This window comes from Providencia sp. 21OH12SH02B-Prov (assembly GCF_027362595.1).
In the GTDB taxonomy this organism is placed as follows: domain Bacteria; phylum Pseudomonadota; class Gammaproteobacteria; order Enterobacterales; family Enterobacteriaceae; genus Providencia; species Providencia zhejiangensis.
Genome location: NZ_CP114796.1, coordinates 3,266,980 through 3,292,956 on the forward strand (window position 1 = coordinate 3,266,980; position 25,977 = coordinate 3,292,956).

25 protein-coding genes and 1 pseudogene are annotated in these 25,977 nt (G+C 41.6%); 17 read left to right on the forward strand and 9 right to left on the reverse strand.

Annotated features, from left to right (window positions below; translation table 11 throughout):
* Window positions 1–37: 37 nt before the first annotated feature.
* Window positions 38–961, reverse strand: a complete 924-nt coding sequence (locus O7C57_RS15290; RefSeq protein WP_154625086.1) for a sugar kinase — start codon at window positions 959–961, stop codon at window positions 38–40.
* Window positions 954–1,979: an SPFH domain-containing protein gene (locus tag O7C57_RS15295; RefSeq protein WP_154625087.1), complete on the reverse strand. Its 1,026-nt coding sequence runs from the start codon at window positions 1,977–1,979 to the stop codon at window positions 954–956. The genes O7C57_RS15290 and O7C57_RS15295 overlap by 8 nt, the downstream gene beginning before the upstream one ends.
* A gap of 150 nt (window positions 1,980–2,129) precedes the next feature.
* On the opposite strand from O7C57_RS15295, the gene O7C57_RS15300 reads away from it, so the two are divergent.
* Window positions 2,130–2,843: an NUDIX domain-containing protein gene (locus O7C57_RS15300; protein WP_269723303.1), complete on the forward strand. Its 714-nt coding sequence runs from the start codon at window positions 2,130–2,132 to the stop codon at window positions 2,841–2,843.
* 447 nt (window positions 2,844–3,290) lie between these two features.
* Here the strand turns inward: O7C57_RS15300 and O7C57_RS15305 are convergent, their stop codons facing one another.
* The 5 genes from O7C57_RS15305 to O7C57_RS15325 all read right to left on the reverse strand — a co-directional run bounded on the left by O7C57_RS15305 (window position 3,291) and on the right by O7C57_RS15325 (window position 8,276).
* Window positions 3,291–3,587, reverse strand: a complete 297-nt coding sequence (locus O7C57_RS15305) for a hypothetical protein (RefSeq protein WP_269723304.1) — start codon at window positions 3,585–3,587, stop codon at window positions 3,291–3,293.
* Window positions 3,588–4,542: 955 nt separating this feature from the next.
* Entirely contained in the window at window positions 4,543–5,043 is a 501-nt protein-coding gene (locus O7C57_RS15310; protein ID WP_154622632.1) for a protein disulfide oxidoreductase, read from the reverse strand.
* 7 nt (window positions 5,044–5,050) lie between these two features.
* Entirely contained in the window at window positions 5,051–5,779 is a 729-nt protein-coding gene (locus tag O7C57_RS15315) for a DsbA family protein (protein ID WP_269723305.1), read from the reverse strand.
* Window positions 5,776–7,833 (reverse strand): protein-disulfide reductase DsbD family protein, encoded by a 2,058-nt coding sequence (locus tag O7C57_RS15320; RefSeq protein ID WP_154622630.1) that lies wholly within the window; start codon window positions 7,831–7,833, stop codon window positions 5,776–5,778. The genes O7C57_RS15315 and O7C57_RS15320 overlap by 4 nt, the downstream gene beginning before the upstream one ends.
* 47 nt (window positions 7,834–7,880) lie before the next feature.
* Window positions 7,881–8,276, reverse strand: a complete 396-nt coding sequence (locus O7C57_RS15325; RefSeq protein WP_154622629.1) for a metal resistance protein — start codon at window positions 8,274–8,276, stop codon at window positions 7,881–7,883.
* Window positions 8,277–8,759: 483 nt separating this feature from the next.
* Here O7C57_RS15325 and O7C57_RS15330 point away from each other — a divergent pair, with 483 nt between their 5' ends.
* From O7C57_RS15330 to O7C57_RS15350, 5 genes are all read left to right on the forward strand, one after another.
* The gene (locus tag O7C57_RS15330) at window positions 8,760–9,653 is read left to right on the forward strand and encodes a glutamate/aspartate ABC transporter substrate-binding protein (RefSeq protein WP_154622628.1); all 894 of its coding nucleotides are present in this window, start codon (window positions 8,760–8,762) and stop codon (window positions 9,651–9,653) included.
* A 114-nt stretch (window positions 9,654–9,767) separates the two neighbouring features.
* A complete protein-coding gene (locus O7C57_RS15335; RefSeq protein WP_154622627.1) occupies window positions 9,768–10,508 on the forward strand; it encodes an amino acid ABC transporter permease in 741 nt (246 codons plus the stop codon).
* 1 nt (window position 10,509) lies between these two features.
* Entirely contained in the window at window positions 10,510–11,190 is a 681-nt protein-coding gene (gene gltK, locus O7C57_RS15340) for a glutamate/aspartate ABC transporter permease GltK (protein WP_154622626.1), read from the forward strand.
* On the forward strand, window positions 11,187–11,912 hold the full coding sequence (locus tag O7C57_RS15345) for an amino acid ABC transporter ATP-binding protein (RefSeq protein WP_154622625.1): 726 nt from the start codon (window positions 11,187–11,189) through the stop codon (window positions 11,910–11,912). The genes gltK and O7C57_RS15345 overlap by 4 nt, the downstream gene beginning before the upstream one ends.
* A 175-nt stretch (window positions 11,913–12,087) precedes the next feature.
* On the forward strand, window positions 12,088–12,618 hold the full coding sequence (locus O7C57_RS15350; protein ID WP_154622624.1) for a GNAT family N-acetyltransferase: 531 nt from the start codon (window positions 12,088–12,090) through the stop codon (window positions 12,616–12,618).
* 118 nt (window positions 12,619–12,736) lie between these two features.
* Here O7C57_RS15350 and O7C57_RS15355 read toward each other — a convergent pair whose 3' ends face one another.
* Complete coding sequence (locus O7C57_RS15355; RefSeq protein ID WP_196714023.1) at window positions 12,737–12,907, reverse strand: hypothetical protein; 171 nt, start codon at window positions 12,905–12,907, stop codon at window positions 12,737–12,739.
* A 514-nt stretch (window positions 12,908–13,421) separates the two neighbouring features.
* Between O7C57_RS15355 and leuS the strand changes: the two genes are divergently transcribed.
* The 4 genes from leuS to nadD are packed head-to-tail and all read left to right on the forward strand — an operon-like array spanning window position 13,422 to window position 18,236.
* Complete coding sequence (gene leuS, locus O7C57_RS15360) at window positions 13,422–16,004, forward strand: leucine--tRNA ligase (RefSeq protein WP_269723306.1); 2,583 nt, start codon at window positions 13,422–13,424, stop codon at window positions 16,002–16,004.
* 12 nt (window positions 16,005–16,016) lie between these two features.
* Window positions 16,017–16,556, forward strand: a complete 540-nt coding sequence (gene lptE, locus O7C57_RS15365; protein ID WP_163862806.1) for an LPS assembly lipoprotein LptE — start codon at window positions 16,017–16,019, stop codon at window positions 16,554–16,556.
* Window positions 16,556–17,590 carry a DNA polymerase III subunit delta gene (holA, locus tag O7C57_RS15370; protein ID WP_154622622.1) on the forward strand — a complete coding sequence of 345 codons (1,035 nt, stop codon included), beginning with the start codon at window positions 16,556–16,558 and terminating at the stop codon, window positions 17,588–17,590. The genes lptE and holA overlap by 1 nt, the downstream gene beginning before the upstream one ends.
* On the forward strand, window positions 17,580–18,236 hold the full coding sequence (gene nadD, locus O7C57_RS15375; protein ID WP_154622621.1) for a nicotinate-nucleotide adenylyltransferase: 657 nt from the start codon (window positions 17,580–17,582) through the stop codon (window positions 18,234–18,236). Before holA ends, nadD begins: the two co-directional genes overlap by 11 nt.
* Here the strand turns inward: nadD and O7C57_RS21680 are convergent.
* On the reverse strand, window positions 18,227–18,937 hold the full coding sequence (locus tag O7C57_RS21680) for a YbgA family protein (protein ID WP_154622620.1): 711 nt from the start codon (window positions 18,935–18,937) through the stop codon (window positions 18,227–18,229). The genes nadD and O7C57_RS21680 overlap by 10 nt on opposite strands.
* A 356-nt stretch (window positions 18,938–19,293) precedes the next feature.
* Here O7C57_RS21680 and rsfS point away from each other — a divergent pair, with 356 nt between their 5' ends.
* The 7 genes and pseudogenes from rsfS to ybeD all read left to right on the forward strand — a co-directional run bounded on the left by rsfS (window position 19,294) and on the right by ybeD (window position 25,893).
* Window positions 19,294–19,620, forward strand: a complete 327-nt coding sequence (gene rsfS / locus O7C57_RS15385) for a ribosome silencing factor (RefSeq protein WP_163862811.1) — start codon at window positions 19,294–19,296, stop codon at window positions 19,618–19,620.
* 2 nt (window positions 19,621–19,622) lie between these two features.
* The gene (gene rlmH, locus O7C57_RS15390) at window positions 19,623–20,093 is read left to right on the forward strand and encodes a 23S rRNA (pseudouridine(1915)-N(3))-methyltransferase RlmH (RefSeq protein ID WP_154622618.1); all 471 of its coding nucleotides are present in this window, start codon (window positions 19,623–19,625) and stop codon (window positions 20,091–20,093) included.
* Window positions 20,094–20,125: 32 nt separating this feature from the next.
* Window positions 20,126–22,015, forward strand: a complete 1,890-nt coding sequence (mrdA, locus tag O7C57_RS15395) for a peptidoglycan DD-transpeptidase MrdA (protein WP_154622617.1) — start codon at window positions 20,126–20,128, stop codon at window positions 22,013–22,015.
* 4 nt (window positions 22,016–22,019) lie between these two features.
* On the forward strand, window positions 22,020–23,132 hold the full coding sequence (gene mrdB, locus O7C57_RS15400) for a peptidoglycan glycosyltransferase MrdB (protein WP_269723307.1): 1,113 nt from the start codon (window positions 22,020–22,022) through the stop codon (window positions 23,130–23,132).
* A 13-nt stretch (window positions 23,133–23,145) separates the two neighbouring features.
* On the forward strand, window positions 23,146–24,126 hold the full coding sequence (gene rlpA, locus O7C57_RS15405) for an endolytic peptidoglycan transglycosylase RlpA (protein WP_154622615.1): 981 nt from the start codon (window positions 23,146–23,148) through the stop codon (window positions 24,124–24,126).
* A gap of 260 nt (window positions 24,127–24,386) precedes the next feature.
* Window positions 24,387–25,533: pseudogene (gene dacA, locus O7C57_RS15410) on the forward strand (D-alanyl-D-alanine carboxypeptidase DacA).
* A gap of 96 nt (window positions 25,534–25,629) precedes the next feature.
* Entirely contained in the window at window positions 25,630–25,893 is a 264-nt protein-coding gene (gene ybeD, locus O7C57_RS15415; protein ID WP_004917614.1) for a DUF493 family protein YbeD, read from the forward strand.
* Window positions 25,894–25,977: the final 84 nt, after the last annotated feature.

Below are 25,977 nucleotides of genomic sequence, written 5' to 3' on the forward strand. Positions count from 1 at the left end.
ACTGGGGTTATTATTTAACTTGTTTATTACTAAGTATTTAACCAATCAATTGCCCTTTTACCTTTGCAATACCAATAGAGGCAATGCAGCCCGAGTTGAAATGCAAATAATCGTCCTCAATCCCATCTGAAAAAATGATGCCATTTTCTGGCATAAGTGATTCCAGCTGAAGAGGTGAATGGCTATCAATGGCACCGAAAACCAATTTAACCCCTGTAGTTTTGCTCGGAAAAGGCTCCCTAACACTAAATTGCAATTTACTTTCCTCCCAAGAAAATCCTTGAGATAAAGGATGAGAGGTCTCCCCCATCACAGCTAAAGCGCCCGCTAAAATAGACTGGAACCACCCGGTTGAACCTAATCCTGTGGAAACAATGATGCCAGATGAAGATTGAAATTCCTGCTGACCATTCCAGTTAAGTTTATAACGAGCAGATGTGTGACTCTTAGGACCAATAAAAAGATCATTCACGGCTAATAATGTCTGTCCATCGTTGGTTGTCGCCTGCGCAAACGTAATGGATTTACTCGGCATCTTTTCTTTTAATGTCTTTAAAACGGTTTCTCGAAGCTGACTAATCTCAAAGGGCAATAACTTACCATCCCAGCGAGTAGGGTCTGGATTTACTGCAATGACAGGCTGACCATTTAAATATTTCAATGCATTTGCAACCAATCCATCCTGCCCTATGACAATCACAATATCACGATGAGAAAACTGATAGCTTGGCAGCAATGAGCGTTCTAATAGTTGGAATCGCCCCAATGACCTAAGAATCGCTTCAGCCTCAGTTAATTGCTTCAGATACCGATTATGCTCTTCCAGATAATCATTGACCTCAACATGATTGTGTTCTAAATAAAACTTGGCTTGTGACCATGTATTAAAACGTTCAATCAACTCCTGCATACGCGTTTTGCGCATAATCAAAACAAAGCGAACATCATCTAATCTATGCATGTTTAGCGCCCTTTTTAACTATTTGGCTAAATAGATCAGGCGAAATATTTAACTCACCAATTTTTCCCGCATTTAACGCTAATGACTCGAATGCCATTGCCATTAATTGCTCTGGATTCATTTTTGCCAACGCCATTGCTTTTAAGTTTTCCACGGGGAGTTCTCGATAAGCCTTCATTTTTGCTTGGATAGCATACGCATCGGCATCGGATTGAATGCGTTGATTTTCAACGCTTAAAGCCACCAGCTCATTGCGTTTAGCTTCCTCATTAACTTTGGCAGCCAATCTTTCTTGTTCGAGTTCAGCGCTTTCACGCAATAGAGTACGTTCATTTTCTAAGCGCGCCTCTTCAATTTGTTGCTGCTTGTTTTGAATAGACAAGTCTGTTTCAAGTTCAGCCTCTTTCAGCATGCGTTCTTGTTCAACAGAAAATTTACGTCTAGCGTAAATAGCATCGTCGGCTTCTTTAAGAATTGACTCTCTAGCCTCTGCTTCAAGCGCTTTTAAGGTCTCTGGTGAAGGGGTAATTGCGCTTATCGAAATATCCAGAACCTCGATTCCTAATGTTGCCAATGCATCATGGACAGCCAACTGATGAGTTACTTCAGAAACTAATGTTTGTCCCATCAACAATGCATCACGCATTGAAGTGCGTTGAATTTTGGCTTGGATGAGCGTTTGTACACTACGAACGATTCTATCACTGAGCTTTAGAGGATCTTCAGAGGCATAAGACTGACCATCTTGAGCAAGATTATAGTTGAGCACATCCGCCGTTTTTTCAGGATACCTAATTTGAAATGAAACCTGCCCCTGAATCCGTAAACTTTGAAAATCAGCAGATTGCATATTAAAAATAAATGGCGCTTCAAGTGCATTCAGTGGTAATACAGAAATGGATGTTGTCGCAGAGTTATACCAAAAACTGAGCCCCTTACCTTGCTTAATCACTTTGCCATTGACTGATTTGATAATAAAACTCGAAGAATTGGCCTTGAAATAATTAATATTAAACATAGTTAACCTCTTTAGTGTCCTTATGACAATAACAGATTATTGTCCTATAGACACTAACATGTCAAGCAATAAGTGTCTTAATGACACAAAGAAAATTTTAACGTATCATCATTACCATCAACATAAATCTGCTTTTATGGTCATAACACTATGAATGAACAACAATATTTAGCTAAATATGACAAAAACGCCTATCTTTCCCCGCTTGTCACTGTGGATGGCGTCCTGTTTACCTACCATGAAGAAACGCTGAAAGTATTGATTGTTGAACGCGCGAATTATCCGAATAAGGGGATGTGGGGATTACCTGGCGGGTTTATTGATGAAACTCAAGACAAAACACTTGAACACGCTATTTTACGCAAACTGAAAGAAAAAACGGGGGTCATCCCACCTTACATAGAACAACTCTGCACTATTGGTAATGATAGCCGAGATAAACGAGGCTGGTCAGTAACGGTTTGTTATACCGCTCTTATCGCCTATCAAGCATGCCAACACGATATTGATAGTGTTGAGTCGGCTAAATGGGTGACAATTGACGAAATTGAAAATATGTCACTGGCCTTTGACCATAATGAACTCTATCGACAAGCACGTGAACGATTAAAACAAAAATCGCTATATTCAATTGTGCCAGGGTTTGCCTTACCTGACGTTTTCACACTGACAGAATTGCAACGCGTTCATGAAGTTCTCATTGGTAAAACGCTGCAAAAAAAATCTTTTCGTCGTCGCTTAGAACAAGCCGACTTATTAATTGATACCGGAGAGAAACGCCAAGAAACAGGTAGACCAGCAAACTTATATCGTCTAAAACCGGAATCAGCAGATTACCGTTTTATCCGTAATTTGGAGTTTTAATCTTAATACTATAAAACCTTGTGTGTATTTTTAATACAGGGTTTTATATTACCAAACACTATACTGTCATACATCGATAAATATGATGATATATCCCAGTTCATTAATTGATTGGCTCTGGTCGCTCAAATCATTGCAAAAATGATATCGCTCACGAGAAAATTAATTTGCAAATGAGTTTATTATGCCATATTCATTTTTTATTAAAAATAGTGGCATACTCAATATAAAAATGCGTTCTATTCCCCTCCGCATCATTTATCCGTAAATAACATCATCTAATATGGCATTTTTTAAATTAAAGCATTTTTCTAACTCAGCTTAATAAGCTACAACCTTATTTTTTATTCTTATCGAGTAATGATGACTACTTCCCCCAAGACTAGAAGACTTGTTTAATAAAAGTAGTCATCATCAATTAATTATTTTTTAAAATGATAATAGTGCTTATTTATATCGACAAATAGCAATACCAACCGTGTTACTCGGCACATTTTCATTAGGTGGAAGGAATATAATTTCCAATTCCATTTTATCTGCTGGTTTTGAGTTTAGTTTACACTCTGTATAATAGTTCCAGTACGCCATAAATACCTCTGCGGATCCACCAAGAAATTTGAGGTCACCTTTAATAGGTGGTGATAAGAACTCACTACCATCCATTCTTTGGTAACTAAATTCAACCACGATTCCCTCAGAAGAAGTACCAGAAATCGAATATATATTTTTAACAATATTAGTCATCTTACATTCCTTTTTTAAATTAATATTTAACTTGCACCATTAACAATAGTATAAGTTGGTAAAATTTAAATTAAATAAAATCAAAAAAGACAATGTTTTTTATTTTCATTTTATTTTTTATCTTTATGCAGTTTGCGCTCTCATTAAGAACGACTACCCTGTTAAAATTCCACCATGATTTTCTTATTTAGATTTTCGATTTACCCATACTGAATTTGTTTATTCAAAATAAAGTTAAATTACTCAATTCCTTTTCGATTAATATTCATAATATCTAACCAAATTAAATCTGTAACATTCTCTAATTCTGATTAATTAAAGTCGCCTCGCCAAATATTAACTTATTAAAAGAATTTTAATTCATTACTCGATTATTTATCGAGCATGTATTTTTATCAATATTAAAAATAGTCATTTATCTATTATCATTAAACACCTTATCTTGCCAAATAGTAACCATAAAAACAGATAAGCATTCCTAACAGAGTAATGCTATTATCGGTTTAATCAAAAAAAGATAAGTTACGTGGAGACGTGAGATAACAACGTCAATATAGGCGATAAGCAACTGTACCAAAAATACCATTATAGAACACGAGAAAAGCATTGTAACAGTAGGCTTTTCAAGCCCACCAGCTAAGCTTAATGCGCCATTTAAGGATAAAAAAGCCTTACTTAGATTGAAGCAAGAAAGGCTAATTTGATAATGAGTCACACCATGATGTATTAGCCGTTTGGGATAAGAGCGATACGTCTATATAAATTAAGGGCACAGTAAAGTAATATTTTTAAGCTGATAACCGCGCTCACTAACGTAAAAAATAATACGCTCCAAATCGCGTTAACACGTTTTAAATTCACTCATACAATGCTTCTTTGCAACGACGTATATCGCTCAGCCTAATCCCTCACGCAAATTTGATAACACTGTCAAACCTTCTAACGAAGACATTCATTAAAAAGAAGCCATCCACAGGCGTGCTTTAAGTCCCCAATAGCTAGTGTAGCCACTGGTAAAACTGACCATTTCACCTTTATCAATAATCATAAATGTCGGCGTAGCACTTATACCAACGGCATTAGCGAGTTGCCCATTCATGTCATTAATGACAGGAAAATTAAGGTCCTTTTTTTCCATTCCCACCAACAAGCGTTGGCTATCACCTGAACGTATCGCAACAGAAATAACAGGAACACCTGATTTGGCTATATCAGCAACAGTCGGTGAGGTGATTTTACACACCCCACACCAAGTTGCCCAAAAATAAACCAAAACAGGCTGTTTTTTGCTTAATTCTGCTAACGAGACACTATCGCCTGTTGCAAGCATTTGTGGCTCAAGCAAAACGGGAGCTAGGCTTTCAGGTTTTCGCCAAAAATCCATTACCGTAAAGACGATGAACAGAATCACCACCAAACCAATAATTTCTTTTGACCACTTTCTCAGTCTAGCCATATTTTCCTTACTTAACTTTTTCTAATTGCGCTTTAACAATTGCTTCCAGTTGTTGAGTATCAATAGCTCCTGGGATCATTTCATCGCCAACTAGAGTTGCAGGTGTCCCATTAACCCCCAGTTTTTCAGCCAATATCATATTCGTACGGATAGTCTCCATGCTCTTATCATTAGCAACCAGTTTCTCGTTACCCGTTGCCTTCAATGCTTGCTTAATGTTTTCATCCGTTAACATTCCTTGTTTTTGCATAAATTTTTGATGCAAGGCTTGGAATGCTTTTGGATCTTTTTCCCACAATGTCAGCGCTAATTGTGAAGATTCAACAGACGTTTTACCTTTAAATGGTAGTGGCTTTATCACCACCGCAACATCTGGGTATTTCTTCAATATCTCTTCTAACTGAGGGTCAAAACGCTTACAGAATGGACAGTTATAATCGGTAAAGTTAACTAAAACTAATTTAGCGTCTTTAGCACCGATACGAGGGCTTGCAGGGTCATTAAACAGCTTATCATGCTCAGCTTTAAGGGTTTCTTTCATCTGCGCTTGCTGCTTTTCGCCTTGTTTAGCTTGCAACGCAACAATCGCTTCTTCTAGTATTTCAGGATTTTCAACCAACGTATCACGTACCAGTTTGCGAACTTGCGCTTCTTGGTCTGCTGTTAATGGAGCCGCATGAGCAGTTGCACCAAACACTAGCGATGAAAACAGGACAGCTACAATCGTTTTTTTCATTTTTCGGCTCCTTTGGCCTCATTCATAATTGATAATAAAACGTCACGATCAAGTATTGTTGACAGTATTTCACCCTCTGCCAACTTAGGGCCATAAATTTGGTTAAATGGTACGGCCACTTGCCCACGCTTTTGTAAAAACGCGGTAATTTCAGGTGAGGGTTTAGTCCAATCCCCTCTTAATGCCACAACATCTGGCTCGTTTAATAATTGCTGTACATCATCTCTCAACAATACATTATATTTATTTGCCTTACAGGTCACACACCAATCAGCAGTTACATCGATGAACACACGCTTATTTTCTGACAGGGCTTGTGTTATCGCCTCTTCACTTAAAGGCTGCCAATTCACATTATCTTGTACAATATTGCGGCTACCCGTGGTTTGTTCCATGGTCACCCAAGCGAATCCAGCCGCGAGCAACGCAAACAATACAAATGCGACAGATGCCGCTCGTAAACTGTATTTTTTCCAAATAAATGCAACAAGTAATAATAAAAAGACAATAGCGATTATTAATGCAGCTATTTCACCGAAATGCGGGATCAGCAAACTGATCAACCATAAGCATGACAACAGCATCATCATACCAAGGATGATTCTAAGTTTATTCATCCACGCGCCAGGCTTAGGTAGTAGACGTGAAATCGCAGGGAAAGCAGCGATCAGTAGCCAAGGCAAACTCATTCCTAAACCAAGCGCAGTGAAGACAAGCCACAACTCTTCGATAGGTGCCGCCAATGCAAATGCCACTGCTGTGCCCAAAAATGGTGCGGAGCATGGCGTAGCAAGTAACGTCGCAAATACCCCTTGCCAGAAATGTCCACGATTACCCTGTCCCCCCGCAGTTGCTAAACGCGTGTTCGCCTTACTGCCTAAGTGGATTTCGAACAAACCAAACAAGTTAGCCGTGAAGATTCCGGTGATTAAGACCATAAACCCGATAAACCAAGGATTTTGGAACTGGATCCCCCAGCCTACGGCTTGCTGACCTACCCGTAATAACGTCATTAACAACGCGAGTAACCAGAAGGATACAAGGATCCCCGAGGACGATAGGAGGAACTGCCGGCGGATAGTTTTTTGTTCACCTTGCGGCACCATTAAAACTGAACCGAGTTTCATGGCAAGAACAGGCAATACACAAGGCATCAGGTTTAAAATCAAACCACCCAGTAAGGCAAAGGCGAGGATCTGCCACAGTGGAATAGCCTGCCCGCTATTTCCTTGATTAATTGCCCCTGAAAAAGGCGTAGCGGGTACATCAATTTGTTGTGAGAGTTCACCCTCTGTGACAACAAAAGAGATATTTTTTCCTGTAAGATCAGGTGCTTTATCTCCCCAGTCATCACTGACGTCAATCGTCGCGGTCAATTTTCCATCCGCAACACTCACCTTCGGAACGCCTAACGTTGTTCCTTCTGGGGTGTCAGTGAAGATCCCAGCGTTGTGACGCCAAGGTTCCCCAGAGGCCTTTTGCAGCTCAATCACTAATTTATCGCCAGTGAATCCAACTGTCGGATCTTTCACTAAGCCTTTGGATGGCGGAACACTCCCCATCGCTTGATTAAACGCCCATTCAAAGTTTGAAGGCGCAGGCTCGGTTAAATCAAGCTCAAAAGGGTAATCCGTTAAGATGCAGACATTACTACAAGTCGATAGCGTTAACACACCCGAAAGTTTATTAAGCTTTTCATCCACATCGACAATAATAGGGAAAACAACATCCCCCATATAGCCCTGCGTTGAAATCCCTGCGACATCAAAACGCCCTGGAGCTGGCCACTGCCACTCCATATTCTTGATAGGTGATTGCCAATTGATCTCAGGGGCTATCCCCCCTTCTCCTGGAGAACGCCAATACGTTTTCCACCCATCCTGTAGTTGGACATCCAATAATAAAGCGACTTTCCCATCTTTTTGAGAAGCGCTTAAAAAACGTACTTTTGCGTGATCATTATGTTTATCTGTCAACCAGCCAGTATCCGCAGCATGTATCATGCCAGATAAAAGAGCAGACAAAATAATTAACGCATTAATAAAAAAACGCATAATTCCTCCAGAATAAAAAACACCAACATGCCGAACGCAATGGTGTTCTAATCTCGAAGATTACAATATTGTAGATGAAGTCTAACTTTAGGTGGTGGGTGCTTATCTTCACGATTTGTTCGACGTGAGAATAGATTAGAGCAAAAAAGACTTAATGCAGCGATTGATAGAAATAAAAAGAAAAAGGGTTCAATAACCGCTGGCGTTAATGTTAATAGGGATTTTGCACTCAACTCACAGGTAGACAGGTGAGAGCCTTTATCGTCTATTTGTGGGGTTTGGAAAATAGCTGACGGTGCATTCTGTTGCAGCTGTATAACAGGGGATTGAGGCGAAAAATGGGCGAAAAGACGCTCTCCGAGGGCTCTTTGGTTCATACAAAGTAAAACCATCAGACAGGCGAGTAATACTAATCCTTTGCCTAATTTAAGTTGCCTGTTCATGCGTGTCTCTATCTATTCGTCCTGAAATGCACACTGTTAAATACAGATTAGTTAATCCACTATTAAAATTTAACCAATTTACTAAAGGTTACATCTTACACAGCAAACGTCCTTACACAAGTAACATAATCTAACTTTACAAATCCTCGTCAGATTTATCCATTTTCTCTAAAAACTGGTACGTAAAATGCATTATAACTTTACGACATCGAAAAATAAGCTTGTTTTTCACTCTAATGGTGCATAACTCGCTTTTTTAGCGCATTTTTCCCAGCAATAGTGCAACAAATTAGGAACTGCCCAAATAATATGCGAGACAGCTCCCGATTTTGAAACAATTCGTTTTCATTATTTAACATTTTTATTTAGTTTTTAACAATAATAAAACATACAGCCGATGATCGCGACTCCAATTGAATCAACGAGACATCAGCAAGCACAACAAACAAGACAGATACCCGATCTCAGAAAGGAGCTGTAACTATGCGTATGAGCAAGATTGTATTATCTATGATGGTGTTAGGTGCGACCTGTGCCGTTCAAGCCGAAGAATTGACCGGTACACTAAAAAAAATTAACGACAATGGTGTCATTGTTGTCGGGCACCGTGAATCATCAGTGCCATTCTCTTATTACGATAACAGCCAAAAGGTGGTTGGTTATTCTCAAGACTATTCCAACGAGATTGTTAACGCGGTCAAAAAGAAACTTAATAAACCTAATCTTGAAGTTAAACTCATTCCAATCACATCACAGAACCGCATTCCTCTATTACAAAACGGTACCTATGACTTTGAATGTGGCTCAACTACCAATAATTTAGAAAGACAAAAACAAGCCGCTTTCTCAAATACTATTTTCATTGTAGGGACTCGCCTACTGACTAAAAATGACTCCGGAGTCAAAGATTTTGCGGATCTCGCGGGTAAAAACGTTGTCGTCACTTCAGGTACAACGTCTGAAATTTTACTCAATAAACTTAATGACGAAAAAAATATGAAGATGCGCATCATCAGTGCAAAAGACCACGGTGACTCTTTCCGTACACTGGAGTCTGGCCGTGCCGCTGCCTTTATGATGGATGACGCATTACTAGCAGGTGAGCGTGCGAAGGCGAAAAAACCCGATATCTGGGAAATTGTAGGTAAACCACAGTCTGAAGAAGCGTACGGTTGTATGCTGCGCAAAGATGACCCTCAATTCAAAGCACTGGTCGATGAAACTATCGCGAAAGTACAAACAGATGGCACCGCTGAGAAGTCATTTAACCAGTGGTTCAATCAACCTATTCCACCAAAAAATCTTAACTTAAAATTCACGTTATCGGATGAAATGAAAACACTATTCAAATCACCTAATGACAAAGCTCTAAACTAAATAAAAAAGACAAACAGGGTGTTACTGAAGTGAGATTTGCAAGGCGGTCGTTCCCCGCCTTGCACTTTCTTACCAGTAGTAGGGTCAATCTAATTGCCCACAGGAAGTAGAATTATGTCAATTGATTGGAATTGGGGGATTTTCCTACAGGAAGCCCCATTTGGGAATACCACCTATTTAGGTTGGTTATTATCTGGCTTAGAAGTTACCGTCGCACTTTCCATCTGTGCTTGGATCATCGCATTTCTCGTCGGTTCATTTTTTGGCATCTTACGGACTGTTCCAAATCGCTTTCTCGCGATGACGGGAACTGTTTACGTTGAGCTATTTCGCAATGTGCCTTTGATTGTACAGTTTTTCACTTGGTATTTAGTGATCCCAGAGCTGTTACCTCAATCTATTGGTGATTGGTTTAAAATGGATTTAGATCCTAACTATCAATTTTTTATCTCTTCTACGCTGTGTCTTGGTTTATTTACTGCTGCTCGTATGACTGAACAAGTCAGAGCCGCTATCCAATCATTGCCAAGAGGACAAAAAAACGCCGGCCTCGCGATGGGACTGACTTTGCCACAAACTTATCGCTATGTGCTGTTACCCAACGCATACCGAGTTATTCTGCCACCCATGACGTCTGAAATGCTTAACCTAGTCAAAAACTCGGCCATTGCTTCAACTATCGGCCTAGTTGATATGGCGGCACAGGCAGGTAAATTGCTGGATTACTCTGCACATGCTTGGGAGTCATTCACCGCGATCACCCTCGCCTACGTTGGCATCAATATCGTTATTATGGTGTTAATGACCTTGCTCGAGCGTAAAGTTCGCTTACCTGGCACATTAGGAGGGCGATAATATGTTCTATGAATTTGATTGGAGCTCCATCGTACCAAGCTGGCCATTCTTACTCGATGGCTTAATTATCACAGCGAAAATCACCATTACAGCGATTGTGGTAGGGATACTGTGGGGAACCGTTCTTGCCGTAATGCGACTTTCGACATTCAAACCAATTAGCTGGTTTGCGGCACTGTACGTGAACACCTTCCGCTCTATTCCATTAGTCATGGTGTTATTGTGGTTCTATTTAATTGTGCCTAACTTAGTCCAAAATGTTCTAGGCATATCGCCAAAAAGTGATATCCGTTTAATTTCAGCAATGGTAGCCTTCTCGCTTTTTGAAGCAGCCTATTACTCTGAAATTATTCGAGCAGGTATCCAAAGTATTTCACGAGGCCAAGCTTCTGCGGCATTGGCTCTCGGTATGACGAATATGCAAACCATGAGGCTAGTCATACTACCTCAAGCCTTCAAAGCTATGATCCCACTGTTATTAACACAAGGCATTGTGCTATTTCAGGATTCATCATTAGTCTATGTGCTGAGCTTAACGGATTTCTTCCGTACCGCCACCAATATCGGCGAACGCGACGGTACACAGGTAGAAATGATATTGTTTGCAGGCTTGGTGTACTTTATTATCAGTTTCGGCGCTTCAATGCTGGTGAATTATCTTAAGAAAAGGACTGTTTCATGATTACCCTGAAAAATATATCCAAATGGTATGGCCAATTTCAGGTACTTACTGACTGTACAACTGAAGTCAAAAAAGGTGAAGTTGTCGTGGTCTGTGGGCCATCTGGTTCTGGTAAATCCACATTAATAAAAACGGTGAATGGCCTTGAGCCTGTTCAACAGGGTGAAATTTTTGTAAATGGTATCCAAGTCAATGATAAAAAAACTGATTTGGCAAAACTACGTTCTAAAGTGGGTATGGTCTTCCAACATTTCGAGCTATTCCCTCACCTATCTATTATCGAAAATTTAACACTTGCCCAAGTTAAAGTGCTAAATAGAAGTAAAAAAGAGGCTGAAGCGAAAGGGTTGAAATTGTTAGAGCGTGTTGGGTTGGCAAACCATGCTAATAAATTTCCATCCCAGCTTTCCGGTGGTCAGCAACAACGTGTGGCGATCGCTCGTGCTCTATGTATGGACCCTGTAGCGATGCTATTTGATGAACCGACATCAGCACTTGACCCTGAAATGATCAATGAAGTGCTTGATGTTATGGTCGAATTAGCCAACGAGGGTATGACCATGATGGTCGTTACCCACGAAATGGGTTTCGCTAAGAAAGTCGCTAACCGTGTGATTTTTATGGATGAAGGTAAAATTGTCGAAGACAGTAAAAAAGAAGACTTTTTTGCTAATCCAAAATCAGAAAGAGCGAAAGATTTCCTCGCGAAAATACTGCATTAGTGGTGACTAATTCCTATTCCAAGCCATAGGGAGAGACTGTCTCTCTATGGCTTCCTCCCTGCACGACACGCTTATCCCTTTCTATTTTTGTTTATCCAAAGATTATTGCCCCCTAATACATACTGATATAGATTAGAAATCCAATTAATATCAATTTAATAATCTAAGAACCATAATGAAAAATATTCAGCAAATAACAATTACCCCTTTGCAAGATGATGCTGTTCTGGATATTTCGGGCTGTCATTTTACTGTGATGATAACCGATGAGTTACTCCATCCCTATGAGGATATCAACAGGAAAAAAGCAATTAAGCCCTACCTAAAGGATTATCATTTTTCTCCTGAGCAATGGTTGAATGAACAAGAGAGTTTAAGTGCTTTATATGTTGCTAAATTGGGTGATAAAACTATTGGCTATGCCTGTGCAAGTCTTTGTTGGAATGGCATGGCACAACTTGATGAATTGGCTATCGATGAGCCATATAGAGGTAAAGGTATCGCCAAACAATTACTCGAAAAAATTGAAGCTTGGGCAATCGATAATGGCTTAACCCATATCAGATTAGAATCTCAATCCACCAATACCACCGCCGCTAAATTCTACTACAAGCACGGTTTTCGCATTCATGGTTATGATAAGTCACTCTATTTGTGCACGGAAAATGCGCATGAAGTCGCATTATTTTGGTATAAGACATTATAAACATTAACGCACCATATTTACTTTTATAAATAAGTTGCCCCACCTTTTGAATGGCGATATTCCATCCCTCAAAACGATGCCAAATCAAAAAGAGAGACGCCTTCAGTGCAAGTCACGCTTACGCCTTATTCTTGTGGGCTTGCGCGTCGTTGATGGAAAGTATCAATTTCGCAAATTGAATAAAAAAATGGGCGGTTTGCTTTGTGTTAACCGCGTATTCCGTTCGTTTATCTTTTTCTTCTAAAATAGTGATGCCTCCCCCGCCTCTTCTGCAAGCAGGTAGTGACATCTTTTTGCTCTGTTGTATCTATCTGTCAAAGCAACCTTAAATTTCACTGTACCACAATAGTACTGGGCGTAGATTTCAATCATCACTCTCTCCCTAATAGCATATGCAAAAACGCAATCAATAGATTAAGGTCGTTAAACAGATTAAATGGGTTTTCTTCATTGATTTGATTTATTGATGCTTTATTTGGTTTCTAGGGCATCTTTGCACTTTAGCACTAATAAAATAGAGTGAATAAATACGCCACCCTAGATATTGGGCAATATTTGCTAATTTTTAAGTTTTTTTTGCGTAAAACACTACCAATCTTACTGTTTTTTGGTTAAGTTTGATGCTCATCGGAATAAAATATTCTGACTCCGCCCCCCAAAAACAATATCCAGCTTCCCCCACCGGTTCAGCTAATCAACTATTGTTGTTTTAGGGTATGATCCGCTATGCTATGCGGATCTAAATTATAGAAAGACATTAACGCTACTGAGTAGCATTTATTCACCATAGGATTATCGGTGCCATGCAAGAACAATATCGTCCAGAAGATATAGAGCCTAAAGTACAGCGTCACTGGGATGAAAAAGCCACATTTAAAGTGACAGAAGACAACAGCAAAGAGAAGTACTACTGCCTGTCCATGCTACCTTACCCTTCTGGTCGACTACACATGGGCCATGTGCGTAACTACACTATGGGTGATGTTATCTCCCGTTATCAACGCCTTTTAGGTAAAAACGTCTTACAACCTATTGGTTGGGATGCTTTTGGTTTACCCGCAGAAGGCGCGGCTGTAAAAAACAATACAGCTCCTGCACCATGGACCTATGCCAATATCGATTACATGAAAGGCCAGTTGAAAATGCTGGGGTTTGGCTATGATTGGGATCGTGAAGTTACCACTTGTACGCCTGAATACTATCGTTGGGAACAGTGGTTTTTTACTAAGCTGTATGAAAAAGGCTTAGTTTATAAAAAAACCTCCGCAGTAAACTGGTGTCCGCACGATTTAACTGTTCTCGCGAACGAACAGGTTATTGATGGCTGCTGCTGGCGCTGTGATACGCCCGTAGAGCGCAAAGAAATCCCTCAGTGGTTTATCAAAATCACCGATTACGCTGAAGAATTGTTGAACGACCTCGATAAACTCGATGATTGGCCTGAACAAGTCAAAACAATGCAACGTAACTGGATTGGCCGTTCTGAAGGGGTTGAAATCACCTTTAATGTTGCCGACCGTGATGACAAACTAACCGTATACACAACTCGTCCAGATACCTTTATGGGCGCCACCTATGTTGCCGTTGCGGCTGGTCACCCATTAGCCCAAGAAGCCGCAGCAAACAATGCAGAATTAGCTCACTTTATCGATGAATGCCGCAACACCAAAACAGCAGAAGCTGATATGGCAACCATGGATAAAAAAGGTATGGCAACGGGCCTGTATGTTATCCATCCGCTAACTCAAGAGAAATTGCCAATTTGGGTGGCTAACTTTGTATTGATGGAATACGGCACAGGCGCAGTGATGGCAGTACCAGCTCATGACCAACGTGACTGGGAATTTGCACATAAATATCACCTACCACTTAAAGCCGTTATTGCTGACGCAGAAGGCAATGAGCCAGATATCTCCCAAGAGGCGATGACTGAAAAGTATGCGTTGATCAACTCAGGTGAATTTAGCGGTCTCGACAATGCAGCAGGGTTCAACGCGATTGCCGATAAGTTAGTGGCTATCGGTGCTGGCCAACGAAAAGTGAACTATCGCCTACGTGACTGGGGCGTTTCCCGTCAACGTTATTGGGGTGCCCCCATTCCGATGGCGACATTAGAAGATGGCACGGTTGTACCTGTTCCTGAAGACCAACTGCCGGTTATTCTACCTGAAGATGTTGAAATGAATGGTATCACCAGCCCAATCAAAGCAGATCCTGAGTGGGCAAAAACAACCATCAACGGTCAACCAGCGCTACGTGAAACAGATACATTTGATACCTTTATGGAATCATCTTGGTACTATGCACGCTATACCTGCCCACAATTTGACGAAGGCATGTTGGATCCGGCAGCAGCAAACTATTGGTTGCCAGTAGACCAATACATTGGCGGCATTGAACACGCGATCATGCATCTGATGTATTTCCGTTTCTTCCATAAATTGATGCGCGATGCAGGTCTAGTCAACTCTGATGAACCAGCAAAACGCTTACTATGCCAAGGCATGGTACTGGCAGATGCATTCTACTATATCGGCAATGATGGTCAGCGCGTCTGGGTTTCACCTACCGATGCGATTGTTGAACGCGATGATAAAGGTCGTATCACCAAAGCGGTTGATAACGAAGGACATGAGCTGGTTTACACTGGCATGAGCAAAATGTCTAAGTCGAAAAATAACGGTATCGATCCACAATTGATGGTCGAAAAATATGGCGCAGATACCGTCCGACTGTTTATGATGTTTGCAGCACCACCAGAGTTAACCCTTGAATGGCAAGAATCTAGCGTCGAAGGTGCAAACCGTTTCGTCCGTCGTGTATGGCGTCTTGTTCACGAACATTCACAAAAAGGGGCCACTCAACCGCTGAATATTGATTCATTAACGACTGAGCAGAAAGACTTACGCCGTGATTTACATAAAACGATTGCCAAAGTCACCGATGACTTTGATCGTCGTTATGCCTTTAATACGGCAATCGCTGCCATCATGGAGTTCATGAACAAACTGGTTCGTGCACCACAAGAAACAGAGCAAGACCGTGCATTAATTCAAGAAGCTCTGGAAGCCATTACCTTGATGTTGTCGCCAATCATTCCACATGCTTGCTTTGAAATGTGGCAAGCACTGGGTCACAAAGAGGATATCGATTTTGCTCGCTGGCCTATTGCTGACGAAAACGCCATGGTTGATGATACCAAGCTGGTCGTGATCCAAGTTAATAGTAAAGTTCGTGGACGTATCACCGTGCCTGCGGATGCCGAACAAGATTTTGTTTTAGATATGGCGAAAAATGAGTATAGCGTCTCGAAATATCTCGAAGGCGTGACTATCCGTAAAGTAATTTATGTACCAGGTAAATTACTCAACTTGGTTGTTGGCTGATAAGGAGGCCAGGTGCGCTATCTGATAACTTTATTGCTGAGCCTGTCGGTGCTAGTCACCGCTGGCTGTGGTTTTCGTCTTCAAGGAACAACACAGATCCCTGACGAGCTGAAAACATTACAGTTAAGTTCGAATGCACCTTATAGCTCTCTAACCAGAGCCGTTAGGGAGCAACTCAGGCTGAATAATGTCAAGCTAGTGGAAAACGGCAGCGCTGATATCCCGATTTTAAAAATTACGGGATCGTCAGAAAAAACGGAAACCGTCTCGATTTATCAGGATGGTAAAGCCGCTGAGAAGCAATTAACTTTCGTTCTCAATGCGCAAGTTATGATGCCAAATGGCTCAGTTTATCCATTACAAACCCAAGTTGAGCGTACCTTCTTTGATAACCCATTAGAAGCTCTTGCAAAAGATGCTGAAAATGAACTGGTTAAACAAGAAATGCGTGAACAAGCTGCACGTATGTTAGTACGTAAGCTGTTAATCGTTCATACCGCAGAACTTGAGAAGGCTAACGCTAAAACGACAGTCCCTGTTGTTGAGCCATAATGATCCGTATCTATCCTGAACAGCTGGCCTCTCAGTTACAAGATTCACTGAAAGGCCGCTATTTAATCTGGGGCAATGAGCCCCTATTAATTCAAGAGAGCCAAGATGCGATTCGAAAAACAGCCCAAAGTCAGGGGTTCGAAGAACATTTTACTTTCTCACTTGAGCCACAGACTGATTGGGATGAAATTTTTAGCCTCTGTCAGGCTCTCAGTTTATTCGCCAGCCGCCAATCGTTAACCTTAATTTTGCCTGAAAACGGGCCTAATGCTGCCATGGCTGAAAAGCTGACTCAGCTAGCTCAGTTACTCCATCCTGATATTCTGTTATTGCTGCGTGGACAAAAACTCACGAAAGCTCAAGAGAATAGCGCTTGGTTTAAAGCTATAAGCAATGAAGGTGTCTATGTCAGTTGCCTAACCCCTGAATACCAACGATTGCCGCAATGGGTAGCTAAGCGCGCCAATACTATGCACCTAACCTTAGAAACAGAAGCGAACCAACTGCTTTGCTACTGTTATGAGGGGAATTTACTGGCATTAGCTCAAGCCCTAGAGCGGCTATCATTACTTTATCCCGACGGTAAGTTAACACTGCCACGCGTCGAAACAGCGGTCAATGACGCGGCTCATTTTACGCCTTATCATTGGGTCGATGCACTATTAGCGGGTAAATCGCGCCGTGCTTGGCATATCTTAGAGCAGTTACAACGCGAAGATACCGAGGCTGTGATTTTACTGCGTGCAATCCAGCGTGAACTAATGCTTTTACTGACTTTAAAGCGCCAGTCAGCGACAGCATCATTAAAATCCTTATTTGACCAACACAAAGTTTGGCAAAACCGCCGCCCATTACTGACGGCAGCATTACAGCGGCTGAGTTTACATCAATTACAATCGGCTCTTCTTTTGCTAACCCAAGCAGAACTACATGCTAAACAAGACTTTAGTCACTCGGTGTGGCCAGATTTACAATCCTTGTCTATGTTAATATGTACCAAAGCCTTACCAGAGAGTTTTATACATGACCTTTAAGCACAAAGGCCTTCAAGCGTTATTTGGTGGGACATTTGATCCAATACATTACGGCCATCTACGCCCCGTTGAAGCACTGGCAAAACAGGTGGGCTTGCAAAAAGTGATCTTACTTCCCAACCATGTTCCCCCTCATCGACCACAACCAGAAGCGAGTCCAGCTCAAAGGTTAGAAATGGTGCGCTTAGCGATACAAGATCAGCCACTTTTTACCATTGATACGCGGGAACTTGAGCGTAATAGCCCATCCTATACCATAGAAACCTTAACCGCATTGCGTAAAGAAATGGGCCCAGAGCAACCATTAGCCTTTATTATTGGACAAGATTCACTCTTATCGATTAATACATGGCATGGTTGGGAACAACTGTTGGATAATTGTCATTTATTAGTTTGTTCACGTCCGGGTTATGCCGCAAATTTTAGCGAACCACAAATGCAAGCATGGCTCAACAAACACAAGACAGACGATACCAATAAACTAAGCCAAACACCAAATGGATATATTTTTCTTGGTGATACTCCATTAGTGGATATTTCAGCGACAGAAATCCGTAATAATCTAAATAATGGCAATGTAAATGAAAACCTTATTCCCGCTGCGGTGATGGCTTATATAAAACAACAGCACCTCTATCAAAATTGATGTAATGCTCTGACTTTTTCACATCCAGAGTAAGGGGATAAATAAAATTGCTCACTGAGATAGCTATCAGGATACTGAGTGAGCAATTGTAAAATCATCGATAACGGATTATTGATCGACAAATAGCCTTCTTGGTAATCGTTAATTAGCCATCTTAAACGTGTTTTTTCGTCCTTGGTCGCTTTATATTTAAAATAGCCTTGTATATGCGAAATGGCATTCACCTGTCGTTTCCGTGTGGGGGTCGTGGCTAAAATGCTGAGTAATTGCGTTCGATACTGGCGATAAAAACCCGTCAATTCACTCCCTTTTGGTATACTAGCAACCAATTTTCCTGTCGTTTGATAGCCTTTGGGCGAATATGCCATTAACAAATATTTATACCTGCTATGAAAACGAATCACTTGATGATGAGTCAAATGATGGCTTAATTGAGCTAGACGATGTCCCGTATGCAACTGGATCAGGAAACGATCAAGATGCTCAGGGCATTGCCATTCAACGGTCGTTAATATAGGCGTATTTTCAGGAAGGTGCTCAAGTAGCTGCGCGCGAACAGCCTCACTGCAAATCACCCCGTGATATTTAAGCGGCATATCCAAAAGCTCACCCACGGGCAGTAAATTCATATGCTCGGTGGTTAGTTGAATAATATCCTCTGTGGGATAATCGATATCGCCAAACAAAACTACATCAAACATAATCATTTCCCATCTATTTTTATTTCGCTAAATTAAAACAAACCTTGCTGATTATTACCTGTATGGCTTTGTAAAGTTTGTACAAATCTCTTGCCCTAAGCGCTGGTTATTCATATAAATCACACTCGATAAGGAATATAAAATAATTTAGCCGATTTTTCTGAAAATCTAGGGTAAAATGTTCAAACCTTAACAGGTATATTACAAACAGTGTTTAACGTCGTTATATCCGCCATGCGTCAAGTTGTATCTGTATTGGCAACGCTAAGCTATTCGTTTCATTCAAATGGCTTTGCTTGACCACCAAAACACAACTGATTAGGTTATGTCGTGGCTGAGTATAATTAGAATAAAAGGTGAACCTTTTGCAAGGAACTGAACTCCAACAATTTATTATTAATCAGCTTGACGATGCAAAAGCTGAAGATATTATCTCGATCGATGTGCATGGGAAATCGAGTATCACTGACCAAATGATCATCTGCACTGGCACATCTAGCCGTCATTTAATGTCTGTTGCGGATCGATTAATTGAAGCTTGCCGTAAAAATGGTTTACAGCCTTTAGGCGTTGAAGGTCAAGGGATTTCTGATTGGATTGTCGTTGATCTGGGTGAAGCGATTGTTCATATCATGCAAGATGAAAGCCGTCGTATGTATGAACTTGAAAAACTCTGGAGCTGAGTTTGAAATTACAACTCATCGCTGTAGGAACAAAAATGCCGGACTGGGTTCAGACCGGCTTTATGGATTATCTTCATCGTTTTCCTAAAGATATGCCGTTCGAGCTAATTGAGATTCCAGCGGGAAAACGAGGAAAAAACGCAGATATTAAACGTATTCTCGAAAAAGAAGGTGAGCTAATGCTGGCCGCTGTCGGCAAAGGTAATCGGATTATCACATTGGATATACCGGGTGAGAAATGGGATACTCCCAAGCTCGCTAACCAACTTGAAAATTGGAAACAAGATGGACGCAACGTTAGCCTGCTGATCGGCGGCCCGGAAGGACTTGCGCCTGCTTGTAAAGAAGCTGCCATGCAAAGTTGGTCATTATCTCCACTGACACTCCCCCACCCTCTAGTGAGAGTGCTTGTTGCAGAAAGTCTGTATCGTGCGTGGAGTATTACGACTAACCACCCATATCATCGGGAGTAGTCAGTTTTTAATATGTTCAATATGGCAGTGGGATGAAAAATCAACGCACCCCTTTTCGCGACCATACAGCTGAATCAATGTTATTTATTCGCCGAGCATTAATTGCCTTTGGCGTCATAGTGCTATTAACAGCTGTTCTTGTCACTAACCTTTATCATATACAAGTTGTTCGCCATGAAGATTATCAAACAAGATCGAATGATAATCGGATCAAACTCGTTCCCATTGCCCCTAGTCGCGGTATTATTTATGACCGCAACGGAACTCAACTCGCTTTAAACAGTACTTTTTATCAACTGGAAATCGTGCCTGAAAAAGTGTCTGATCTCCAAGAGACACTCGATAAACTACGTGATGTCATCGGTCTAACCGATGAAGATATCGCCAACTTTGAAAAAGAGCGAAAACGTTCTCGTCGCTTCACTTCTATCCCTCTCAAAACCCAGCTCAATGAAGTGCAAGTCGCACGTTTTGCCGTCAATCAATATAGGTTCCCTGGCCTTGAGGTTAAGAGCTATCAACGTCGTTCCTACCCTTATGGTTCTGCATTAACCCATGTCATTGGTTATGTGGCTAAAATTAACGATAAAGATGTTGAGCGCCTTGATAAAGACGGAAAACTTGCTAATTATGCCGCCAGTCATGATATCGGTAAATTAGGTATCGAACGCTACTATGAAGATGTGTTGCATGGAAAAACGGGCTATGAAGAGGTTGAAGTTAATAGCCGTGGCCGAGTGATTCGCCAATTACATGAGCAACCCCCTCAAGCAGGCCGCGATATCTATTTGACTATCGATCTTGAACTGCAAATTTATATTGAGAAATTACTAACAACCAGTCGTGCTGCCGTTGTTGTCACAGACCCTCGCAATGGTGAAATATTAGCGTTAGTTTCTAACCCAAGTTATGACTCGAATTTATTTGTTAATGGTATCTCAAATAAAGATTATCAGGCACTACTCAATAACCCCGATAGGCCACTGATCAACCGAACAACACAAGGGCTGTATCCACCCGCTTCAACGGTGAAGCCATTTATTTCTGTTGCGGCCCTCAGTGAAAAGGTGATCACACCTTCCACAACCATTTTCGACCCAGGTTGGTGGCAGCTCCCCGGTTCCGAAAAACGCTACCGTGATTGGAAACGGTGGGGGCACGGTAAATTAAATGTGGTTAAATCAATCATTGAATCTGCGGATACGTTCTTCTACCAAGTCGCCTACGATATGGGGATTGATAGGCTATCCGACTGGATGAGTAGGTTTGGTTTTGGTGATTATACGGGGATCGACCTTGCCGAAGAGAGGGCGGGGATTATGCCAACCCGCGAATGGAAGCAAAAACGTTATAAGAAACCTTGGTATCAAGGGGATACTATTCCAGTTGGTATTGGACAAGGTTACTGGACGGCGACCCCAATTCAAATGTCTAAAGCGCTCATGACACTTATCAATGATGGGCAAGTTAAAACGCCACATCTGCTATATGGCACAAAACTAGGCAATGCGATGGTGCCTTATGAAGATAAAGAGACGAAGCAGATTGGCGATATTCACTCAGGCTATTGGGAGTTAGCCAAACAAGGTATGTACGGTGTGGCCAATGCACCAAACGGAACGGGTAGACGTAGTTTTATTGGCACTCCTTACAAAGCAGCAGCTAAATCAGGTACGGCTCAGGTCTTTAGTTACGAAACCTATAATGCGAGCAAATTAGCCGAGCATTTACGTGACCATAAATTAATGATTGCTTATGCTCCTTATGATAAACCGACCGTTGCTGTCGCCATTATTTTAGAAAATGGTGGAGCAGGCCCTGCTGTCGGCGATATCGTTAGGCAGATATTTGACCATGTTCTATTAGGCGACAATAAAACCCAAGTCAACAGCGTATCAACAGGCTCTGAGGAAGACCGTTAACACTATGACTGACGATAAGAAAAAATTATCACTTGCTGCACGTCTACATATTGATGTGCCTATGCTATTAATCATTTTGCTATTGCTTGCCTACAGTGCGTTTATTATGTGGAGCGCTAGTGGTCAAGATCCCGAAATGATGGAAAGAAAACTGGGGCAAATTGCCTCAGGGTTTATCGTCATGCTCATCATGGCTCAAATTCCTCCTCGAGTGTATGAGAACTTAGCGCCTCATTTATATATTTTTTGTGTCATTTTGCTTATTTTTGTCGATGTTTTTGGTCAGATCAGTAAAGGCGCTCAACGCTGGCTTGATCTTGGTATTATACGTTTTCAACCCTCTGAAATTGCAAAAATTGCGGTGCCATTGATGGTGGCTCGCTTTATGAACCGAGATCTCTGCCCACCCTCGTTAAAAAATACGATGATCGCGCTGATACTCATTTTTCTACCTACACTGTTAGTCGCAGCGCAACCCGATTTGGGAACCTCCATCTTAGTCGCGGCATCGGGCATTTTTGTACTCTTTTTAGCGGGTATGAGTTGGCGATTAATTACCATCGCCATTACCGCCCTTGCCGCGTTTATCCCATTATTATGGTTTTTCTTAATGCACGATTATCAAAGAACGCGTGTGATGATGCTACTCGACCCAGAAAGCGCCCCCTTAGGGGCCGGCTATCATATCATCCAATCAAAAATTGCCATTGGCTCCGGTGGTTTGATGGGAAAAGGTTGGCTGCACGGCACCCAGTCACAACTGGAGTTTTTACCTGAGCGTCACACTGACTTTATTTTTGCTGTATTATCGGAAGAACTTGGCTTAATTGGTGTTTTAGTATTACTCGGTCTCTATCTGTTGTTAATCATGCGAGGCCTTTATATTGCAGCCAGCGCCCAAAACACTTTCGGCCGTGTTATGGCAGGTGGTCTGATGCTGATCCTCTTTGTTTATGTCTTTGTTAATATCGGCATGGTCAGTGGGATATTACCGGTTGTCGGTGTCCCCCTTCCCCTTGTCAGTTATGGTGGCTCAGCACTCATTGTTTTAATGGCCGGATTCGGTATTATCATGTCTATTCACACACACAGAAAATTTCTGTCAAAGAGTTTATAAAAAGAGGCTTAGTATGCGTTTTCAATGGATTATGCTTGGCATTACCGCTGCATTACTTAGTGGTTGTGTCACGGAAGAAAACATTAAGCAGCCTAGTAACGTACCGGCTGTTCCTGTTCAAGACGTGCTTGGCGCTGAGCCTCATTATGAACCGTTTCATCCAACAGCCAACAGTGATTATCAACGTAATGGCCAGCAATACCAAATTGTCCGAGATATGTCGCAATTCTCGCAATTGGGTTATGCCTCTATCTTTGGCTCAGAATCAACCGGTAATATGACCGCCATTGGTGAGCGAGTGAATCCGCTTGAGCTTACGGCCGCGCATCCCACTTTGCCAATCCCAAGTTATGTACGCATCACTAATATGATGAATGGCCGCATGATGGTCGTTCGTGTTAATGATCGTGGCCCTTATACACAAGGTAAAAGCATTGCGGTGTCACGAGCAGTCGCTGATCGCCTTAATTTAATGCCAACTACGCGGATCAAAATTGACGCAATTCAAGTGGCACAAGATGGCTCACTATCCGGTCCGGGCACTGTTGGCTCCAACTTTGTTAAGCAAAGTTATGCCCTACCGGGTCGCCCTCAATTAGGCTCAGGTCCTATGGGCACACCTGTGATGGAAAACTTACCCACACCAGAAAACGTCTTACCCGTAAAACAACCCACAGCACCGATGGAGCCCGTTGTTCCTGAGAGTAGCCTCAAGTCACCAGAGCCAGAAGAGCCAGCAGCAGCACCTGTTGCAGCGCCAGCAGTCCCTGAAAAAGGCTATCTCGTGCAGGTTGGTGCAATCGGCAATCAAAACAACGCTAAAACAATGCTAGAGGGTTTAAAAAATCAGTTTGGAGTGCCAGGTCGCTTACAGCCTTACAACAATATTTATCGTGTTCAATTAGGGCCATTTGCCGATAGGCAACAAGCAGTTGATTTACAAGGGCGAATTCAATCTGAGTTAAATCAGACGTCGATGGTTATCGCTCCATAATCAATATAAATTCTGAATAATTCAAGGCGCGGCGTGATGATGAACAAACCATTGCCATCAATAACGCTGCAACTTGAAGTATGACGAGTATAAAATTTATGTAAAACATCGGTGCATAGCATTAATCATTGATGACACTTTTGCTACACTGCGCCTCCTTGTGTTAACCGAATTCCGGATGTAACAATACAAACATGAAAAATTTTGCCCCATCATGCACCGTTCGCCATACCTTACTGGGTGCTGCACTGCTATTTACGATGACGAATCTTGCACAAGCTAATGAGCCATTTCCGAATAGCCCGATCCCTGCTGTGCCTGATATTGATGCCGAAGCTTATATTCTGATTGATTACAATTCAGGTAAAGTGCTTGCTGAAAAAAAATGCCGATCAACGCCGTGATCCTGCCAGTTTGACTAAGATGATGACCAGTTATGTTATTGGTCAAGCGATCAAGTCAGGAAAAATTGGTGCAGAAGATATCGTCACTGTTAATGAAGATGCTTGGGCTACAGGTAACCCAATATTTAAAGGGTCGTCGTTGATGTTCTTGAAACCCGGCGATCGTGTTAGCGTTTCTCAATTAACTCGTGGTATTAACTTACAGTCAGGTAACGATGCGTGTGTTGCAATGGCCGATTATGTGGCTGGCGATCAGGCGAATTTCGTTCAATTGATGAATGGCTACGTGAGTAAGCTTGGGTTACAAAATACGCATTTTAAAACCGTTCATGGATTAGATGCCGAAGGTCAATATAGCTCAGCTCGTGATATGGCTTTGATTGGTCAGGCGTTAATCCGTGATGTTCCGGATGAATATGCTATCTACAAAGAGAAAGAATTCACTTTTAATAACATTCGCCAAACCAACCGTAATGGACTGTTATGGGATAAAAGTTTGACGGTGGATGGAATTAAAACAGGCCACACGAATGCCGCGGGTTATAACCTTGTTGCTTCTGCAACTGAAGGTGAAATGCGCTTAATCTCTGCCGTCATGGGCGGTAAAAGCATGAAAGGCCGTGATGCCGAAAGCAAAAAATTGCTCACCTATGGTTTCCGCTTTTATGAAACAGTCAAACCATTACAAGCAGGCGTCGAGTTTGCGTCTGAACCCGTTTGGTTTGGCGATGAAAATAACGTCAAACTTGGTGTTACTGAGGACTTATTTTTAACCATCCCTCGTGGACGTTTGAAAGATCTGAAAGCAAGCTATGATATTTCAACACCTGAGTTGGAAGCTCCGCTGAAGAAAGGGCAAGCGGTTGGTACCATTAATTTCCAACTTGATGGTAAAACGATTGAGCAACGACCTCTAGTGGTACTTAAAGATGTCGAAGAAGGTGGCTTTTTCAGTCGTTTGATTGACTACATCAAATTACTCTTCCATCGTTGGTTTGGTTAACCCTTGAATCAAATAAACACCATCCCCATATAAGGTATATCTGACGTTTGAGGGATGTTTTTCCCTCAAACACTATTATTGTTATTAGGAGCGCACATGAAAACGAAATTAAACGAACTACTTGAGTTCCCATGCTCTTTCACTTACAAAGTGATGGGTTTAGCGGAACCTGAGCTGGTTGATCAGGTCGTTGAAGTGGTTCAGCGCCATGCTCCGGGCGACTATTCTCCAGAAGTGAAGCCAAGTAGCAAAGGCAATTACCACTCAGTTTCGATTACCATTAATGCAACGCATATTGAACAAATCGAAAAATTATATGAAGAGCTCGGTGCATTAGAACGCGTACGCATGGTTCTGTAATTTACCTTGTATCTTATAAAAAAGCCGAGTCGCAATAGCCACTCGGTTTTTTGCTATTATCTGCTATTGACATTATTTGTAGAT